The following is a 15,972-nucleotide window of genomic DNA, read 5'->3' on the forward strand; positions in this document are numbered from 1 at the left end:
ATCAGGATTGGTAGTTCGGTCTTACAGCGGATACTATTACGTGGATTGTGCCGGCGTTATGATAACCTGTAAGGTCAAAGGGCACATGAAACAAAAACGGTTTTCCCTGTGTACCGGCGACCGGGTGCAGCTGGAAGTCAATCCGGATAAGGCGGACGAAGGGATGATCACAGCCATTCTGCCCCGCCGTAATTATCTGGAAAGGCCTACGGTGGCAAACCTTGACCTGCTGGTGATTACCCTGGCGCTGGTACAGCCGGATTTCAGTTTTCTGATCGCGGATAAATTGCTGATCCTGGCGGAAGCGGCAACGGTTCCGGTACTGCTGGTACTGACCAAGGCTGATCTGACTGCGGAAGAGCAGAGGGAACGTATTGCTGCGGTGTATCGGAAGATCGGGTATGAAACCTTTGTGATTTCTTCCAAAACCGGAGAGGGCATTGACGCCCTGCGCAAGCGTCTGGAGGGAAAAGTCACCGCGTTTGGCGGTCCCAGCGGGGTGGGCAAATCCTCCGCGCTGAATGCGATTCAGCCCGGTGTCCTGCGGACCACAGGGGAGATCAGCACAAAAATCAGCCGGGGGAAGCATACCACGCGGTATACAGAACTCATACCCTTTAACGGAGGTTACCTGGCCGATACGCCCGGTTTTGGCAATGTACTGATGGAAAATCTTGAACCGGAAGCGTTGCCGGCCTGTTTTCCCGAGTTCAGACAGTTTGAAGCGGCCTGTAAATTTTCGCCTTGCAGCCATACCCATGAACCGGTTTGCGGCGTCAAGGATGCGGTGCGGGAAAACAGGGTTGCTCCTTCCCGTTACGCGTCTTATTTGTCAATCCTGGAAGAGTTAAAAGAAAACAAAGCGAGGAACCGAAGATGATCAAAATAGCTCCGTCCATATTATCGGCGGATTTTTCCTGCCTGGGAGACGAGATCCGGAAGATAGAAAAGGCCGGCGCCGACTGGGTGCATATTGATGTGATGGACGGCAATTTTGTGCCGAACCTGACCTTTGGCGCGCCGGTGGTGAAAAAAATCCGGAACGTGACCAGGATGTTTTTCGACTGCCATCTGATGGTAGATCATCCGGAAACCTATATTGAGGATTTTGCCGCAGCGGGTGCAGACCAGATCGTGGTGCATGCGGAAGCCACAAAGCATTTGCACCGCTGTATACAGGCCATCCATGCCAAAGGGATCAAAGCCGGCGTGGCCTTGAATCCGGCCAGTTCCTTAACTTTGATTGAAGAAATCCTGCCTGATGTGGATATGGTGTTGCTGATGACGGTGAACCCGGGGTTCGGCGGCCAGCAGTTTATCTCTACCGTACTGCCGAAGATCAGCCGGCTGCGCCGGATGCTGGACATGGCCGGTTTGCGTACCGACATTCAGGTGGACGGCGGCATCAATGCGGAAACGGCCCGGCAGGTTGTGGGGGCCGGGGCGACCGTACTTGTTGCGGGTTCGTACGTGTACGGGGCGAAGGACGTGAACGCCGCGATAAAGAGTTTACGCGGGTAAGGCTTTGTAAAAAATCTTTTGAAATTATACTGTCAAGGGGCAACGCTTTTGCATGAAAGCAGGCGGTACGATTGACAGACGCGTGATTTCATATTAAACTATATAACGAAAACAGTCTTTGGGGCAGGGTGAATGTGTCCGGCGGATCCGGCGCATAATTCCCAACCGGCGGTACAGTCCGCGAGCCGACAGCGCCTGGTGCGCCGACGCACGATCCGGTGTGATTCCGGAACCGACAGTATAGTCTGGATGAGAAAAGACTTGTATGGGAGAACTGTCTTGCCATAGGAAATGCCTCTGGACGTTTCCTATGGTTTTTTGTTTTGGGGAGTTTGCCATGTCTGACTATGAGTATTATATGCGCAGGGCTTTGGAACTTGCCGGAAGGGCGGAAGGCTGTACCAGTCCCAATCCCATGGTGGGCTGTGTGATTGCCGACGCAGATGGAAAGATAGCCGGCGAAGGCTGGCACCATAAGGCGGGGACGCCTCATGCGGAAGTGAACGCCATCGCGGACATGAAGGCGAAGCAACGGCAGGGCCACACCGCGTTTGTTACGCTGGAACCCTGCTCCCACTGGGGACGGACCGGCCCCTGCTGTGAAGCGCTGATCAAAGCAGGCATCAAACGGGTGGTGGCGGCCATGGAAGACCCGAATCCCAAAGTGGCGGGCAACGGGTTTCGCCGTTTGCGGGAAGCTGGCGTAGAGGTTATTACGGGCGTCTGCGAAAAAGAAGCAAGGCGTCTGAATGAACACTTTTTACTGTGGATTACCCAAAACCGTCCCTTTGTCAGTCTGAAATTTGCGGAGACGCTGGACGGCAAACTGGCCACCTCTGCCAGGGATTCCCATTTCGTGACGGGGCAGGAGGCGCATACGTACAGTCATTACCTGCGTAAAATCCACGACGCGATCCTGGTTGGCATCGGTACGGTACTGGATGATGATCCGGAACTGACCACAAGGCTGGTGGAGGGAAAAAATCCTGTCCGCATCGTGTTGGACAGCAGGGCTGGGATACCCCTGACTGCAAAGGTGCTGCAGGGAGATGCGAAGACGGTAGTGGTTACCGGCCCGAAAGCGGATGCAGATACATGCGATAAGTTGCAGCGCCTGAAAAATGTGGAAGTAGTAACTCTTCCCTGTGAGAATGGCAAAATTTCGCTTTCTGCTTTGCTGCAGTCCTTATATGAGCATGAGATTACGTCTGTTTTGGTGGAAGGCGGCAGCGAAGTGCTGGGTTCGTTTTTGGACAGTCAGATTGCTGACCGGGTCTACGCCTTTATTGCGCCGAAACTGGTGGGAGGGAAAAATGCACTGCCTTCCGTTGGAGGCAGGGGCATTGAGCGGATGTCCCAATGCGCAACGGTTGTGGAACCGGAACTGCTGCCCCTGGGGAAAGACTGGCTGATCACCGGCAGGGTAATGTTTTAAATGAATCATAAATAATCATTATAGATTGTAAAGAGAGGATGTATCATGTTTACGGGTTTAATTGCCGCCCTTGGCACGGTGGAACGCCTGGCGGAAGGAAGTACAAACTGCCGGCTGACGGTTCGCGCTCCCCAATTGCTGTCCGGTGTGAAAATCGGGGACAGTATTGCAGTGAACGGTGTCTGTTTAACGGTAGTGCATCTCCGGGGCGATACCTTTACAGCGGACGTGATGCCGGAAACTGTGCGCAGGACCACGCTGCACCTGCTGCAGCCGGGGGACCGGGTGAATCTGGAAAAAGCGCTTCGTCCCACGGATGGTCTGGACGGGCATATCGTGCAGGGACATGTGGAAGGCGTGGGAACGATTCAGCAGATCATTCCGGAAGGCAATGCCCGGGTGTACCGGATCCAGGCGCCCGGGGAACTGCTTCGCTACATCGTGGAGAAAGGTTCCATCGCCGTGGACGGCATCAGCCTGACGGTGACGGAAGCCGATGATTCGGGCTTCGGTGTTTCCCTGATTCCCCATACGGCGAAGATGACCACGCTGGGTTATAAAAGCGCTGGCGATGCCGTCAATCTGGAAACAGATATCCTGGCCCGGTACGTGGAGAAAATGCTGGGGATGGATAAAAAGGGGAACGGTTTTTCGGGCCGGCATAAGCCGGGTGCTGCTGAGAACGAAAATTCAGAACCGGAATTAACGGAAGAGTTTTTGCTGAAACACGGATTTTAGGGAGCTGTTTTCCATGAAAGGCGGAATGGAGAAAGAAATGAAAGACTTTACATTCAACACGATTGAAGAAGCCATCGCTGCCATCAAGGCAGGGAAGATGGTGCTGGTAACCGATGATGAGGACCGGGAAAACGAAGGCGACCTGATCATGGCGGCCCAGTTCTGTACAGGGGAGTCCATCAATTTTATGGCAAAGGAAGCCCGGGGCCTCATCTGTATGCCGGCCGATGCCGAAATCATGGACAAGCTGCAGTTCGGCGCTATGGTTTCCCACAATACGGACAATCATGAAACGGCTTTTTCCGTTTCCATCGATCACGTGGATACTACGACGGGCATTTCGGCTTACGAGCGGGCTTATACCATGAAAAAAGTAACGGAACCCGGTGCCCAGGCCATGGATTTCCGGCGGCCGGGCCATGTGTTCCCGCTGCGCAGCCGTAAAGGCGGGGTGCTGGTGCGGACCGGGCACACGGAAACCACCACGGACTTGTGCAGGCTGGCGGGCCTGACACCGGTAGGCATCTGTTGCGAAATTATGGATGAAGACGGCCATATGATGCGCACACCCCAGCTGATTGAATTCGCGAAGAAACACAATCTGGTGTTCGTAACGGTGGCCTCGCTGGTGGCGTACCGCAAGCAGCATGAAAAGATGGTGCACCGGGTGGCGGAGGCAAAGCTGCCTTCCAAATTCGGCACCTTTAAAATTATCGCCTATGAAAACGATTTGGACGACTTATGCCACATCGCCCTGGTCAAGGGAGAGGTTGCAGGGAAAAAAGACGTGATGGTGCGGGTTCATTCGGAATGCCTCACCGGTGACGCATTCGGCAGCCTGCGCTGCGACTGCGGCGACCAGCTGGCTTCCGCCCTGCGCATGATTGAAAAAGAAGGCTGCGGCGTTGTGGTCTATATGCGACAGGAAGGCCGGGGCATCGGGCTGGCCAATAAGATTCGGGCTTATGCGCTGCAGGAGCAGGGACTGGATACCGTGGAAGCCAATGTGCGGCTGGGATTTGCCCCGGACCTGCGGGACTACGGCATGGGCGCCCAGATTTTATCGGACCTGGGTCTCACCAGTGTGCGGCTTATTACCAACAATCCGGCAAAACGGGCCGGTTTATCCGGTTACGGCATCACGGTCACCGGACGTGTACCCATTGAAATTGCACCCAATCAGTACAATGAGTTTTACCTGGAAACGAAAGAAAATAAAATGGGGCATGAATTGTCGGACCTGCATCTGGGGTGCGGCTGCGGGAAAGGAAAACCGTCATCTGAATGATAACAGGGAGCGTCATCAGGTAACTTTGCAATAGTTAAAATTTTTATAAATAAACACTGAATAACAGGAGGTTGACAAATGAAAACACTGGAAGGTATGTTATCGGCAAAAGGATTGAAGCTGGCGATTGTAGTTTCCCGGTTTAACGAATTTATCACCAGCAAATTGTTGGGCGGCGCGGAAGACGCCATCCGCCGCACAGGGGGCAACACTGAAGAGGTGGTTCTGGTCTGGGTGCCCGGGGCATATGAGATTCCCCTGGCTGCGCAGAAACTGGCGGAAAGCGGAAAGTTTGACGCAGTGATTGCGCTGGGAGCGGTCATCCGCGGTTCCACTCCGCATTTTGATTATGTCTGCGCGGAAGCGGCCAAGGGTGTGGCCCAGGCGTCCATGAAGACCGGCGTGCCGGTGGCGTTCGGAATTCTGACTACGGAAAATATCCAGCAGGCCGTGGAGCGTGCCGGAACCAAAGCAGGGAATAAGGGCTATGACGCAGCCATGAGCGCGATCGAAATGGTCAACCTGTTCAAGAAATTATAAAACAGAGTTACGATAAGGGATTACCATGGAAGAAATCAAAACGAATACAGTTGATAAAACCGAAGATAAAACTGCCAAAGCAAAATTTGCCGGCGAAGCGGATATCCTGACCCGCGCTACTGTGGGGGATGCGCGCATCTACGTTGCTCGGACCACCCGTCTGGTACGCAAGCTGTCCCTGCGCCATAAGGCGTCCCATCTGGCCACCGCAGCCCTGGGACGTACCGTGACCGGTGCACTGTTGCTGGCGGCCACCATGAAAAATGAAGAAGGGGTAGGCATAAAAGTTTCCGGCGACGGACCGATCCAGGGCATCACGGGAGAAGCACAGGGAGGCATTGCCCGGGGTTATGTGGGCAACCCGGATGTGTATCTGCCGCCGAAAAACGGACATCTTGATGTTGGCGGCGCAGTTGGCAACGGCACTATTTCCGTGACCCGATACACAGCCGGCGCGAAACCTTTTACGGGAACAGCGGAACTGGTGGACGGCGAGATTGCCGACGATCTGACAAGATATCTTTACACCTCCGAACAGACGCCGTCTTCTGTAGGTCTGGGCGTACTGGTGGACGAAACAGGCGATGTGCAGGCGGCAGGGGGCTGGTTCATCCAGGCGCTGCCCAACTGCAGTGAAGAAACGTTGGAACAGCTGGACAAAAATGTGCGGCATACGCCTTATGTTTCCAGTCTCATCGATATGGGCTTTACCCCGGAGCGGATCATTCAGATGCTGGGAAAAGATATGAAAGTGGAGATACTGGACAGCTATCCGCTGCATTTCGGCTGCCGCTGCAGCCGGGAGCGGGTAGAAGGCGTCCTGCAGACCCTGCCGAAAAAAGAGCTGAACCAGCTGGCGGAGGATGAGAAAACCGAAATTACCTGTCCGTACTGCAATGCAAGATATGAGTTCTCCCGGGAAGAGATAAAAAAACTTGCGCAAAAGGCAAAAAAATAGAAAGAGGGGAATACCATGCTGAATCAGATTTCATTGTTTGCAGCCAACACGAAAGGCGCGTTAAGTAAAATAACAGGCGTGCTGGCTCAGTCAGATGTTAATATTTATACGATGCTGGCGACGGACAGTGCGGAGTTCGGCATTGTCCGGCTGATCGTTGACAAATCCGAAGAGGCAAAGTCCGCTTTGGAAAAAGCCGGCTACCAGTGCCGGCTGGACAAAGTCCTTGCCATTGACATGGCTTCGGACAAGCCGGGCACCCTGAACCGGATCCTTTCCGATCTGCAGAATGCCAATGTGATGATCCGCTATCTGTACATTTCCTTTGACCGCAGCGACAGCACGCCGATTGCGGTGTTCTGTACCGATGAACCGGAAACGGAAACGTTCCTACGGGGCAAAGGCTACCGGCTGCTGGACCGTTTTTGATAGTTCCGGATATGAAAGTGGCTGAAGAAGCGAAGGCCGGCAGGGCTTGTTTCCTTAAGCCTTTATAAAAAACCGAAGCATATGCCTCAAAGGGGCCCCTTCGACGAGCGAAGCGGGGAGGGGGAAAAGAGGCATATGCTTCGGTTAATTTTTTAAAAAGAGAATGAATTACACCATCTCTGCCAGTTCCAGTATCAGGCGCTCGCTCTTGGCCCAGCCCAGGCAGGGATCGGTAATGGAGCGGCCGTACACGCCGCCGCCGATTTTCTGGTTGCCGTCTTCCAGGTAGCTTTCAATCATGATGCCTTTGACCAGCTGCCGGATATCGGGGGAGACCTGACGGCTGTGCATCACGTCTTTGGAAATGCGGATCTGTTCCAGATATTTTTTCCCGGAATTGGAGTGGTTGGCGTCCACAATGACGGCCGGGTTGACGACGTCCCGTTCGTGGTAGGCGTCCAGCAGTCCCTGCAGGTCTTCATAATGGTAGTTGGGCATGTTGTTGCCGAATTTGTCCACATAACCCCGCAAAATAGCGTGGGCCAGAGGATTTCCTTTCGTGCGCACTTCCCACCCGTGGAACAGGAAACTCTGTTCGTGCTGGGCCGCTTCAATCGAATTCATCATGACGCCGATGTCGCCGCCGGTGGGGTTCTTCATGCCTACGGGAATGCCCACGCCGCTGGCGATCATCCGGTGCAGCTGGTCTTCCACGGAACGGGCGCCGATGGCTGCATAGGATAAAATGTCGGAAAGGTAGCGGTGGTTTTCCGGGTACAGGATTTCTTCCGCACTGGTGAGACCGGTTTCCTGCACCACCCGCACGTGCATCTTGCGGATAGCGGTAATGCCCGCCAGCATGTCTTCCTTTCCTTCCGGATTGGCCTGATGCAGCATGCCTTTATAACCGACGCCGATGGTCCGGGGTTTGTTCGTATAAACCCGGGGGATCAGCATCAGTTTGTCTTTAACTTTTTCCTGCACGCCGGCCAGACGGTGTATATAATCCAGCACAGCGTCTTCATTGTCGGCGGAGCAGGGGCCGATTACCAGGATGAAACGGTCATCTTTGCCGGAAATAATATCTCTGATTTCTTTATCTCTTGCTGTTTTGGCGGCTGACGCTTCGGCGCCGAGAGGATAATCCTGCATCAGTTCCTGGGGCGACGGCAGCTTCCGTATGAACTCCATCTGCATTTCCATTTATGTTTCCTCATTTCCTTTCGAATTGTATATATAATACCATACTTTCACAAAGAGCGTTGAAAAATTACTGCTAAAAAGGTTACAGCTCTGTATTGACAAATCGAACTTCTGTTTGTATAATGATTGCAGGAAAGTTTTCGACGAACGCAGGAGGTTTAGTTATGGCAGGTATTTCAAATGATAAATTAAGGGCGCTTGACAGCGCCATGCGGCAGATTGAAAAAGATTTCGGCAAAGGTTCCATCATGCGTCTGGGCGAAGCCAGCGCCAAGATGAATGTGGAAACCATTCCTACAGGAGCTTTGTCCCTGGATATTGCATTAGGTGTCGGCGGCATCCCCCGGGGGCGTGTTGTGGAAATCTACGGGCCGGAATCTTCCGGCAAAACGACAGTAGCGCTGCATATGATCGCGGAAGCCCAGAAGATGGGAGGCTATGCGGCTTTTATCGACGCGGAGCATGCCCTGGATCCGGATTATGCCCGCCGTCTGGGCGTGGATGTTGATAACCTGCTGATTTCCCAGCCGGATAACGGGGAACAGGCTCTGGAGATCTGTGACGCGCTGGTTCGCAGCGGCGCCATTGATATCATCGTCATCGACTCTGTAGCGGCCCTGGTACCCCGGGCGGAAATCGAAGGGGAGATGGGGGACAGCCATGTAGGCCTGCAGGCCCGGCTTATGAGCCAGGCGCTGCGTAAACTGACCGGTATCATTTCAAAATCAAAATGCGCCACGATCTTTATCAATCAGATTCGTGAAAAAGTGGGCATTATGTTCGGCAACCCGGAAACCACCACCGGCGGCCGTGCGCTGAAATTCTATTCTACCATCCGCATGGAAGTACGGAAGGTGGAAGCCATCAAGAACGGCAATGATGTCATCGGTTCCCGCACCCGTATCAAGGTAGTCAAAAACAAAGTGGCTCCGCCTTTTAAGCAGGCAGAGTTCGACATTATGTACGGACAGGGAATTTCCCGTACCGGCTGCCTGGTGGACCTGGGCGTGGATCTGGATATCCTGCAAAAGAGCGGCGCCTGGTTCTCATACGGAGACGTGCGTATCGGTCAGGGCAGGGAAAAAGCCAAGGAATTTTTACGGGACAACCCGGAAGTGGCGGCGGAAGTGGAAGCAAAGATCCGCGAACTCACTGTTAATAAACTGATGGCTCCGAAGGAGTTGGAAGGAGTAGCGGCAGATGTTCCGGAACGCCAGCAAATCCCTGACAACCAGTAATGAAGTTTACGAATATGCGTTAAGCCTGCTGGACCGCCGGGAACACGGTGAAAAGGAGCTGGTGCAGAAGCTGCGGCGGCGCTGTTCTTCTTCTGAACTGATCCGGGAGACTGTGGCAAAGCTGAAAGAATACGACTTGCTTAATGAAGAGCGCTATGCCAGACGCGTCTTTGAATCCTGGCGGAGCAGAAAGGTCTATGGAAGGCTGCATCTGCAGGCGGAGCTTTTGAAAAAACAGGTGGGCGAGGCATATATTCCTGCCATCCTGGCCATGCTGAGCGAAGAAGAAGAAATGCAGCGTGTGCGGGCAGCGTACCGGCAGATAGCGGGTCGGCACGATAAAAAATACGACTGCGCGACGGAAAAAGGCGTGGCTGCGCTGGCGCGGTATTTCTCTGCCAGAGGATTCGGGCCATCCATGATTCGAGTGGGCCTGGCCCTGGCGAAGGAAGAAGCCATGTCAAAGGTTCAGGAATAGTACGTGTGTGATTCGTAGGCTGATGAGTCAGTTGTAATCTGAAAAATGGAATATCCCCAAAAAGACAGGGCCGGCACAGAAACGCATTTCAGCATTGCCGCCTTGACTTTTTGGGGATTTTTCATTACAATTATAGTTGCCAGTCGTGTAAGTAAAATTAATCAGTATTTCCAAAAATTAAAGATTTTTCGTATTTCACGAGGCGAACCACCGTATCGGTTGCCTTATTTTTATGTCGTAAAAGAAGGAGGTGAAAGAAAATTTTCGAAACAGTGATTGCTGCAGTTGTAGCTTTGGCCGTTGGCGGCGGCGCAGGTTATGTGTTACGCAAGAATGTGGCGGAAGGCAAGCTGGCCACAGCGGAAGAAAAAGCGAACCGCATGATCAAAGAAGCCGAAGAAACAATTGAAGCAAAGAAAAAAGAATCCTTAATGGAAGCTAAGGATGAGATTCATCGTTTACGTTCCGATATGGAACGTGAAAATAAAGAACGGCGTAACGATCTGCAAAGACAGGAACGCCGTCTGGTACAGAAAGAGGAAAATCTGGACCGCAAGATTGACGCTTTCGAAAAGAAAGAAGAAAATCTTACAGTAAAAGAATCCAAACTGAATGCTGCACAGGAAAAGGTCGACGCCCTTTACCAGAGACAGTTGCAGGAACTGGAACGGTTATCCGGTTTAAGCAGCGAAGACGCGAAGCAGGAACTGCTGGCTGCAGTCCGCGACGATGTACAGCATGACACTGCCGTTATGATCAAGGAAATGGAACAGCGCGCGAAAGAAGAGGCCGATAAAAAGGCCCGGGACATCATTGCGCTGGCCATCCAGCGCTGTGCTGCCGATCAGGTGGCGGAGACTACGGTTTCCGTAGTCGGCCTGCCCAATGATGAAATGAAAGGCCGGATTATCGGCCGTGAAGGCAGGAATATCCGTACGCTGGAAACCCTGACAGGCATTGATCTGATTATCGATGATACTCCGGAAGCAGTTATTATTTCCGGTTTTGACCCCGTACGCCGGGAAGTTGCCCGCATCGCCCTTGAAAAGCTCATCAATGATGGACGGATTCATCCGGCCCGTATTGAAGAAATGGTTGAAAAAGCCCAGAAAGAGGTTGAGCAGAACATCAGGGAAGCCGGTGAACAGGCAACCTTCACCGTTGGTGTCAACGGTCTGAGGCCAGAGCTTATCAAATTGCTGGGACGTCTGAAATACCGTACCAGCTACGGGCAGAATGTGCTGAATCATTCCATTGAAGTGGCACAGCTGGCCGGCATCATGGCCTCTGAATTGGGCGTGGATGTTACATTGGCAAAACGTGCAGGCCTCCTGCATGATATTGGCAAGGCGATTGACCACGAAATGGAAGGTTCCCATGTGGAACTGGGCGTGGAAGTTGCCAAGAAGTTCCGTGAGTCCGGATTTGTAATCAATGCAATCGGTTCCCATCACGGGGACATTGAACCCAATTGCGTGGAATCTGTACTGATTGCCGCTGCTGACGCGGTATCTGCTGCCCGTCCGGGCGCCCGCAGAGAGACTCTGGAAAGTTACCTGAAACGATTGACACGATTGGAAGAGATTTCCGAATCCTTTGACGGTGTGGAGAAGTGCTATGCTGTTCAGGCTGGCCGCGAGATCCGCATCATGGTTAAACCCGAAGTCATTGACGACACGAAAGCCGTTTTGCTGGCCCGCGATATCTCCAAGAAGATTGAGGAAGAAATGGAATATCCCGGACAGATTAAGGTGGTCATCATTCGTGAGACCCGGGCTGTTGACTATGCGAAGTAAATATATGGCTGCGTTCCGCAAGGCTCGCAGCCATTTTTTAAGAAGGTGATAATATATGCGTATACCGGGAGCCGGAGGAGTGCAGGATATCCGTATTTATGAGGTTGCGTTCCAGGATGCCTGGGAGCTGATTTTTGACTGTCTGAACGATATCGGCATCGATGTGGATGAACGGGATGATGAACATCACGTGATTCACGGACACAAAAGAAAGAAGTTCTTTGACGTTACCCTGCAGGACATGGGTGACGGCGCGGTACAACTGTTCTTTGACCAGCATAAAAAATATATCGAAGTGTACACATGGAAGCCGGATTACAGTGATGTGGACGCGTTTTACAAGCTGTATGAACAGCGCCTCATTGAGATGAAGGCGTTCATCCGCTGCACCAGTTGCGGGCATAAGGTGAGGGCCAATACAAAATTCTGCCCGGAATGTGGAACCCGGCTCAATTTCAATGAAGATGTCATTGACAATTCGGATGAGAAGAAGAGTATTTTTGATACAATTTTCCGGAGCGACGATTAACTAATGTACACAAACCGTTGCAGCCGGTAAGACATAAGCAAAACAGCGTGCGCGTTTGCGTCATTCCATAAGATGAAATGAGCCGGCCGTGGCGAGACTGTCTGAGGGGCGAAGCCCCGGGTTTCGACGCCACAGGCGAATGAATCCATGGAATAGCAAATGGGAACGGTTTTGCGATGCCTTACCGGCTGCAATGGTTTTTACGTTTTGTTATCTGCAAAACAAAAAAGCTGCTCTCCGAAGAGAACAGCTTATTGTATCATTTCTGATTATGCGCGGGTAACTTTGCCGGAACGCAGGCAACGGGTGCAGACATTCACGCGTTTCACTTCGCCGTCTACGACAGCCCGTACAGTCTGTACATTGGGCTTCCAGGCAGCTTTGGTGTGACGGTTGGAATGGCTTACGTTGTTGCCGGACATGATGCCCTTGCCGCATACTTCACAAATATGTGCCATCGTGGTTCGACCTCCTTCACAGAATCAAGCATATAGCTACTCATTAAATTAACATGAGTATATTACCACATGTGTAACTGAAAAGCAAGCATTTTTCAAAAATGTCAAAGAAAAAAGTGAAAATAATGCTATAATCTATATATATTTAATGCAGAAAGGACGGGAAGGCATGGAGAACTGGTGGCAGAAACCGATTACGGCCTTAAAGGGAATCGGTTCCAAACGGGCAGAAGCCTTTGCCCGTCTGGAGATTGTAACAATTGGGGACTTGCTGAATTATTATCCCCGGCTGGACAGTTATATCGATTATTCCCATCTGTCAACTATACGGGAATTAAAAACGGACGGCAGCCGCCAGATTTTCGAAGCGGAAGCCCTGCGTGCGGTGGAGAGGGTGTCCGGCGGTGGACGTCGCTATGCGGTCATCACCGTGAAAGATGAAACCGGGTATGCGGAAATATTCCTGTTCGGGGCCCAGCGTTTTCAGGCCCGCCGTTTTAAACCGGGCAGCCGTCTTCTGATTACGGGGAGGGCGAAGCCGGGGCGTACAGCCAAAGCCGTGAGCGAAGTGCTGCTTCAGCCCTGTGATGAAGATAATCTTGACAGATCGGTAGGCATTCTGCCTGTTTATAATCTGACGGAGTCGCTGACCCAGCAGAATTTGCGCGGGGCAGTGCGGCAGGCGTTGCAGCTGGCGAAAGAATACGGGCTGCCGGAAACGGTTCCGGACAGCATTCGCAGACAGTATGGTTTCCCCTCCCGTCTCGAAGCGGTCAGCAATATTCATTTCCCCGAAAGCACAGAGCGGTTCCGGTCAGCAAAGAGGCGTCTGGTGTATGAAGAACTGTTTTTGCTCCAGTGCGGGCTGATGCTGAACCGGGAGCACAACCACGACGGCCGGCCGGGCGTTAAACTTGCCCGGGACGGGAAGACGGTGCAAAAGGTTTTGCAGAATCTTCCTTTTACTCTGACCGGGGCACAGCAAAAAGCCTGGGCAGATATTTCCGGCGACATGGAAGATGTAAAGCCGATGCACCGTCTGCTGCAGGGCGACGTGGGCAGCGGCAAGACTGTCATCGCGGCCCTTGCTCTGGCGAAAGCCGCGGAAAACGGGTTCCAGGGCTGCATCATGGCGCCTACGGGAATTCTGGCCCAGCAGCATCTGGAAACGCTGACAGAATTTTTTAAAGATACGGGCATATCGATCGAGATTTTAACAAGCAATACCAAAGCAGCGGAGCGCCGTGAAATTTTACAGGAACTGGCGGAAGGCACGCTGAACGTGTTAGTGGGCACGCATGCGTTGCTGCAGGAAGACGTGGTATTCGCCCATCTGGCGTTAGTGGTGACAGACGAGCAGCACCGCTTCGGCGTGAACCAGCGGGCGGCGCTGGTGAACAAATCGGATTACGCGCCGGACGTGCTGATCATGACGGCCACGCCCATTCCCCGTACACTGGCTTTGACTGTATATGGTGATGTGGAAACTTCCGTGATGCGGGGCATGCCCCCGGGCCGGAAAGCAGTGGAAACCTTGTGTTACACCGGCGACATGCGGCAGAAAGTCTATGCCGGCATGGTGCGGCAGATTGAAGCCGGGCGGCAGGTGTATGTAGTTTGTGCTTCCATTGAGGAATCGGAAGCCATGGAAGGCATCCGCAGCGTGAATGATGTGTATGCCGAACTGAAAAAGACCTGGCTGAAGAACATTCCCTGCGGTCTGCTCCACGGCAAACTGAAACCGGCGGAAAAAGACGAGATCATGGAAGCCTTCGCGGCAGGGGAACTGAAATGCCTTGTAACGACGACGGTCATTGAAGTAGGGGTTAATGTGCCCAATGCCACCCTGATGATTGTGGAGAACGCAGACCGGTTCGGGCTGGCCCAGCTGCATCAGCTGCGGGGACGGGTTGGCCGGGGCGATAAACAGTCCTATTGCGTGCTGCTGACGGACAATCAGGAGCAGGACAATCTGGCCCGCTTAACAGTACTGCATAATTCCAACGACGGCTTTGAACTGGCCCAGCGGGACCTGGAACTGCGGGGAGCGGGGCAGCTGTTTGGCCTGCGTCAGCACGGCTTGCCGGATTTGCGCCTGGCTGATATACTGAGAGACACGGACGTGCTGCTGGCGGCCCGTAAAGACGCAACCCGGGTCCTGGCGCAACCGGAACTGCGTAAAGAAATGCTGAAAGGCGCGGCCAATTTGTTCGACAGCCGTTTTGCAGGAATTTTTAACTCATAAAAAAGAATCAGAAAGAAGATTTTACATGTCAGAAGATAAAAAGAAATGGTATCAGGACCCGGACGGGGTAACCAAAGTTGTGGCCCTTGTGCTGTTACTGTTACTGTTGCTGTGTATGCACCTGTTTGCCGGCGACGTAGTGCACAAGGCGGGCAGGCTGGCGGTCAGCGGCAACGTGAAAGCGCTGGCGGAATACCTGCGTTCCTTTGGCCCCTGGGCCATCTTCATCAGCTTTTTTATTGATGTGCTGATTAACGCGGGCAGTATCTTTCCGTCCATCTTTTTGTCAACCGCCAACGGCCTCATCTTCGGTCTGCCCCTGGGCATCGCCGTGTCCTGGCTGGCGGAGACCACCGGCGTGGTGCTGAGTTTTCTTCTGATGCGTTTCTTCTTCCGCAACACGGCGGAAAAACTGATCCGGAAAGCCGACCGCCTGCAGGACATCGACAAGGCCAGCGAAAAGAACGGCATTATCTGGATGACTTTTGCCCGGGCGCTGCCATATTTTCCTTCCGGCATCCTTACCGCTGTCGGCGCCCTGAGCCGTATGAGTACCAGGGACTATATCATAGCTAACCTGATTGGCAAATTTCCTTCCACGGCGCTGGAGGTGGTCATTGGTCACGACGTGGTCCATTTCCGCGAAAGCATGGTCCGTCTGACGGTCCTTATAATTGTGGTGGCGGTGGTGTTTTATATCGGAAAGAAGAAGCTGTTTAAAAATTAGGGTACGGACCGGTACATGCTGATACAGAAAAGAGGAACGGGTTATTCCCGTTCCTCTTTTTTTGATTATGGCTTTAGCTTGGGAGCCGAATCCCTCAAGGGGATTTGGCTCAAAAACCACCTGCTACGCAGGTGGGATTAATGCTTAAGCAAAAGGGCAACATCCTTCTTGTATAATGATAGTGTTCAAGCCGTCACTAAAACAAGAAAGGATGTTGCCCTATGGCAAATAGTTTAGCACATACCAAGTGGGTATGCAAATATCACATTGTATTTACACCAAAATACAGAAGAAAAATCATTTATAACCAATTGCGTTTGGATATCAGAACGATTCTTAAAGATTTGTGCAAATGGAAAGGTGTAGAAATCATCGAAGGAAATTGTATG

Annotated in this window: 18 protein-coding genes and 1 riboswitch; of the genes, 16 read left to right on the forward strand and 2 right to left on the reverse strand. The window is 52.6% G+C overall.

The genetic code is table 11. The features are described 5' to 3' along the window. Positions 1 to 7 precede the first annotated feature (7 nt). The 8 genes from rsgA (at position 8) to BM159_RS10295 (ending at position 6,909) form a co-directional block, all read left to right on the forward strand. Positions 8 to 880: a ribosome small subunit-dependent GTPase A gene (gene rsgA, locus BM159_RS10260; RefSeq protein WP_281243283.1), complete on the forward strand. Its 873-nt coding sequence runs from the start codon at positions 8 to 10 to the stop codon at positions 878 to 880. Then, positions 877 to 1,521: a ribulose-phosphate 3-epimerase gene (gene rpe, locus BM159_RS10265; protein WP_093914143.1), complete on the forward strand. Its 645-nt coding sequence runs from the start codon at positions 877 to 879 to the stop codon at positions 1,519 to 1,521. Before rsgA ends, rpe begins: the two co-directional genes overlap by 4 nt. 110 nt (positions 1,522 to 1,631) lie before the next feature. Next, positions 1,632 to 1,786: riboswitch (FMN riboswitch) on the forward strand. Positions 1,787 to 1,831: 45 nt separating this feature from the next. Next, positions 1,832 to 2,956 (forward strand): bifunctional diaminohydroxyphosphoribosylaminopyrimidine deaminase/5-amino-6-(5-phosphoribosylamino)uracil reductase RibD, encoded by a 1,125-nt coding sequence (gene ribD / locus BM159_RS10270; RefSeq protein ID WP_245763706.1) that lies wholly within the window; start codon positions 1,832 to 1,834, stop codon positions 2,954 to 2,956. Between the two features lie 45 nt (positions 2,957 to 3,001). Then, positions 3,002 to 3,694 carry a riboflavin synthase gene (locus BM159_RS10275; protein ID WP_093914145.1) on the forward strand — a complete coding sequence of 231 codons (693 nt, stop codon included), beginning with the start codon at positions 3,002 to 3,004 and terminating at the stop codon, positions 3,692 to 3,694. Positions 3,695 to 3,707: 13 nt separating this feature from the next. Further along, positions 3,708 to 4,982, forward strand: coding sequence for a bifunctional 3,4-dihydroxy-2-butanone-4-phosphate synthase/GTP cyclohydrolase II (locus tag BM159_RS10280; protein ID WP_425443223.1), 1,275 nt, complete (start codon positions 3,708 to 3,710; stop codon positions 4,980 to 4,982). A gap of 78 nt (positions 4,983 to 5,060) precedes the next feature. After that, the gene (gene ribH / locus BM159_RS10285; protein ID WP_093914146.1) at positions 5,061 to 5,522 is read left to right on the forward strand and encodes a 6,7-dimethyl-8-ribityllumazine synthase; all 462 of its coding nucleotides are present in this window, start codon (positions 5,061 to 5,063) and stop codon (positions 5,520 to 5,522) included. Between the two features lie 25 nt (positions 5,523 to 5,547). Beyond that, complete coding sequence (hslO, locus tag BM159_RS10290; RefSeq protein ID WP_093914147.1) at positions 5,548 to 6,480, forward strand: Hsp33 family molecular chaperone HslO; 933 nt, start codon at positions 5,548 to 5,550, stop codon at positions 6,478 to 6,480. A gap of 15 nt (positions 6,481 to 6,495) precedes the next feature. Beyond that, positions 6,496 to 6,909 (forward strand): amino acid-binding protein, encoded by a 414-nt coding sequence (locus BM159_RS10295; RefSeq protein ID WP_093729532.1) that lies wholly within the window; start codon positions 6,496 to 6,498, stop codon positions 6,907 to 6,909. Between the two features lie 168 nt (positions 6,910 to 7,077). Here BM159_RS10295 and BM159_RS10300 read toward each other — a convergent pair whose 3' ends face one another. Further along, positions 7,078 to 8,112: a 3-deoxy-7-phosphoheptulonate synthase gene (locus BM159_RS10300; RefSeq protein ID WP_093914148.1), complete on the reverse strand. Its 1,035-nt coding sequence runs from the start codon at positions 8,110 to 8,112 to the stop codon at positions 7,078 to 7,080. 164 nt (positions 8,113 to 8,276) lie between these two features. On the opposite strand from BM159_RS10300, the gene recA reads away from it, so the two are divergent. Genes recA through BM159_RS10320 form a run of 5 tightly spaced genes read left to right on the forward strand, consistent with a single transcriptional unit; the run spans position 8,277 to position 12,153 of the window. Beyond that, positions 8,277 to 9,350, forward strand: a complete 1,074-nt coding sequence (gene recA, locus BM159_RS10305) for a recombinase RecA (RefSeq protein ID WP_093914149.1) — start codon at positions 8,277 to 8,279, stop codon at positions 9,348 to 9,350. Next, entirely contained in the window at positions 9,313 to 9,828 is a 516-nt protein-coding gene (locus BM159_RS10310) for a regulatory protein RecX (protein ID WP_093914150.1), read from the forward strand. Before recA ends, BM159_RS10310 begins: the two co-directional genes overlap by 38 nt. Before the next feature lie 45 nt (positions 9,829 to 9,873). Continuing rightward, the gene (locus tag BM159_RS12010; RefSeq protein ID WP_177206007.1) at positions 9,874 to 10,104 is read left to right on the forward strand and encodes a hypothetical protein; all 231 of its coding nucleotides are present in this window, start codon (positions 9,874 to 9,876) and stop codon (positions 10,102 to 10,104) included. Continuing rightward, complete coding sequence (gene rny, locus BM159_RS10315) at positions 10,101 to 11,624, forward strand: ribonuclease Y (protein ID WP_245763707.1); 1,524 nt, start codon at positions 10,101 to 10,103, stop codon at positions 11,622 to 11,624. The genes BM159_RS12010 and rny overlap by 4 nt, the downstream gene beginning before the upstream one ends. 55 nt (positions 11,625 to 11,679) lie before the next feature. After that, complete coding sequence (locus tag BM159_RS10320; RefSeq protein WP_093914152.1) at positions 11,680 to 12,153, forward strand: zinc ribbon domain-containing protein; 474 nt, start codon at positions 11,680 to 11,682, stop codon at positions 12,151 to 12,153. A 269-nt stretch (positions 12,154 to 12,422) separates the two neighbouring features. Here the strand turns inward: BM159_RS10320 and rpmB are convergent, their stop codons facing one another. Beyond that, positions 12,423 to 12,611, reverse strand: a complete 189-nt coding sequence (rpmB, locus tag BM159_RS10325; RefSeq protein ID WP_093914153.1) for a 50S ribosomal protein L28 — start codon at positions 12,609 to 12,611, stop codon at positions 12,423 to 12,425. Between the two features lie 148 nt (positions 12,612 to 12,759). Here rpmB and recG point away from each other — a divergent pair, with 148 nt between their 5' ends. The 3 genes from recG to BM159_RS10340 form a co-directional block, all read left to right on the forward strand. Then, positions 12,760 to 14,856 carry an ATP-dependent DNA helicase RecG gene (gene recG / locus BM159_RS10330; protein WP_093914154.1) on the forward strand — a complete coding sequence of 699 codons (2,097 nt, stop codon included), beginning with the start codon at positions 12,760 to 12,762 and terminating at the stop codon, positions 14,854 to 14,856. A gap of 25 nt (positions 14,857 to 14,881) precedes the next feature. Then, entirely contained in the window at positions 14,882 to 15,583 is a 702-nt protein-coding gene (locus BM159_RS10335) for a TVP38/TMEM64 family protein (protein ID WP_093914155.1), read from the forward strand. 221 nt (positions 15,584 to 15,804) lie between these two features. Then, positions 15,805 to 15,972 (forward strand): transposase (locus BM159_RS10340; protein WP_143089433.1); only part of this gene is annotated, 168 nt, incomplete at its 3' end.

The organism is Succiniclasticum ruminis DSM 9236 (genome assembly GCF_900112895.1).
Lineage (GTDB): Bacteria > Bacillota > Negativicutes > Acidaminococcales > Acidaminococcaceae > Succiniclasticum > Succiniclasticum ruminis.

Excerpts from the sequence above, each read along its gene's own strand:
- rpe (WP_093914143.1), top strand. The coding sequence starts at position 877 with ATGATCAAAATAGCTCCGTCCATATTATCGGCGGATTTTTCCTGCCTG.
- ribD (WP_245763706.1), top strand. The coding sequence starts at position 1,832 with ATGGTTTTTTGTTTTGGGGAGTTTGCCATGTCTGACTATGAGTATTAT.
- BM159_RS10275 (WP_093914145.1), top strand. The coding sequence starts at position 3,002 with ATGTTTACGGGTTTAATTGCCGCCCTTGGCACGGTGGAACGCCTGGCG.
- BM159_RS10280 (WP_425443223.1), top strand. The coding sequence starts at position 3,708 with ATGAAAGGCGGAATGGAGAAAGAAATGAAAGACTTTACATTCAACACG.
- ribH (WP_093914146.1), top strand. The coding sequence starts at position 5,061 with ATGAAAACACTGGAAGGTATGTTATCGGCAAAAGGATTGAAGCTGGCG.
- hslO (WP_093914147.1), top strand. The coding sequence starts at position 5,548 with ATGGAAGAAATCAAAACGAATACAGTTGATAAAACCGAAGATAAAACT.
- BM159_RS10295 (WP_093729532.1), top strand. The coding sequence starts at position 6,496 with ATGCTGAATCAGATTTCATTGTTTGCAGCCAACACGAAAGGCGCGTTA.
- BM159_RS10300 (WP_093914148.1), bottom strand. The coding sequence starts at position 8,112 with ATGGAAATGCAGATGGAGTTCATACGGAAGCTGCCGTCGCCCCAGGAA.
- recA (WP_093914149.1), top strand. The coding sequence starts at position 8,277 with ATGGCAGGTATTTCAAATGATAAATTAAGGGCGCTTGACAGCGCCATG.
- BM159_RS10310 (WP_093914150.1), top strand. The coding sequence starts at position 9,313 with ATGTTCCGGAACGCCAGCAAATCCCTGACAACCAGTAATGAAGTTTAC.
- BM159_RS12010 (WP_177206007.1), top strand. The coding sequence starts at position 9,874 with ATGGAATATCCCCAAAAAGACAGGGCCGGCACAGAAACGCATTTCAGC.
- BM159_RS10320 (WP_093914152.1), top strand. The coding sequence starts at position 11,680 with ATGCGTATACCGGGAGCCGGAGGAGTGCAGGATATCCGTATTTATGAG.
- rpmB (WP_093914153.1), bottom strand. The coding sequence starts at position 12,611 with ATGGCACATATTTGTGAAGTATGCGGCAAGGGCATCATGTCCGGCAAC.
- recG (WP_093914154.1), top strand. The coding sequence starts at position 12,760 with ATGCAGAAAGGACGGGAAGGCATGGAGAACTGGTGGCAGAAACCGATT.
- BM159_RS10335 (WP_093914155.1), top strand. The coding sequence starts at position 14,882 with ATGTCAGAAGATAAAAAGAAATGGTATCAGGACCCGGACGGGGTAACC.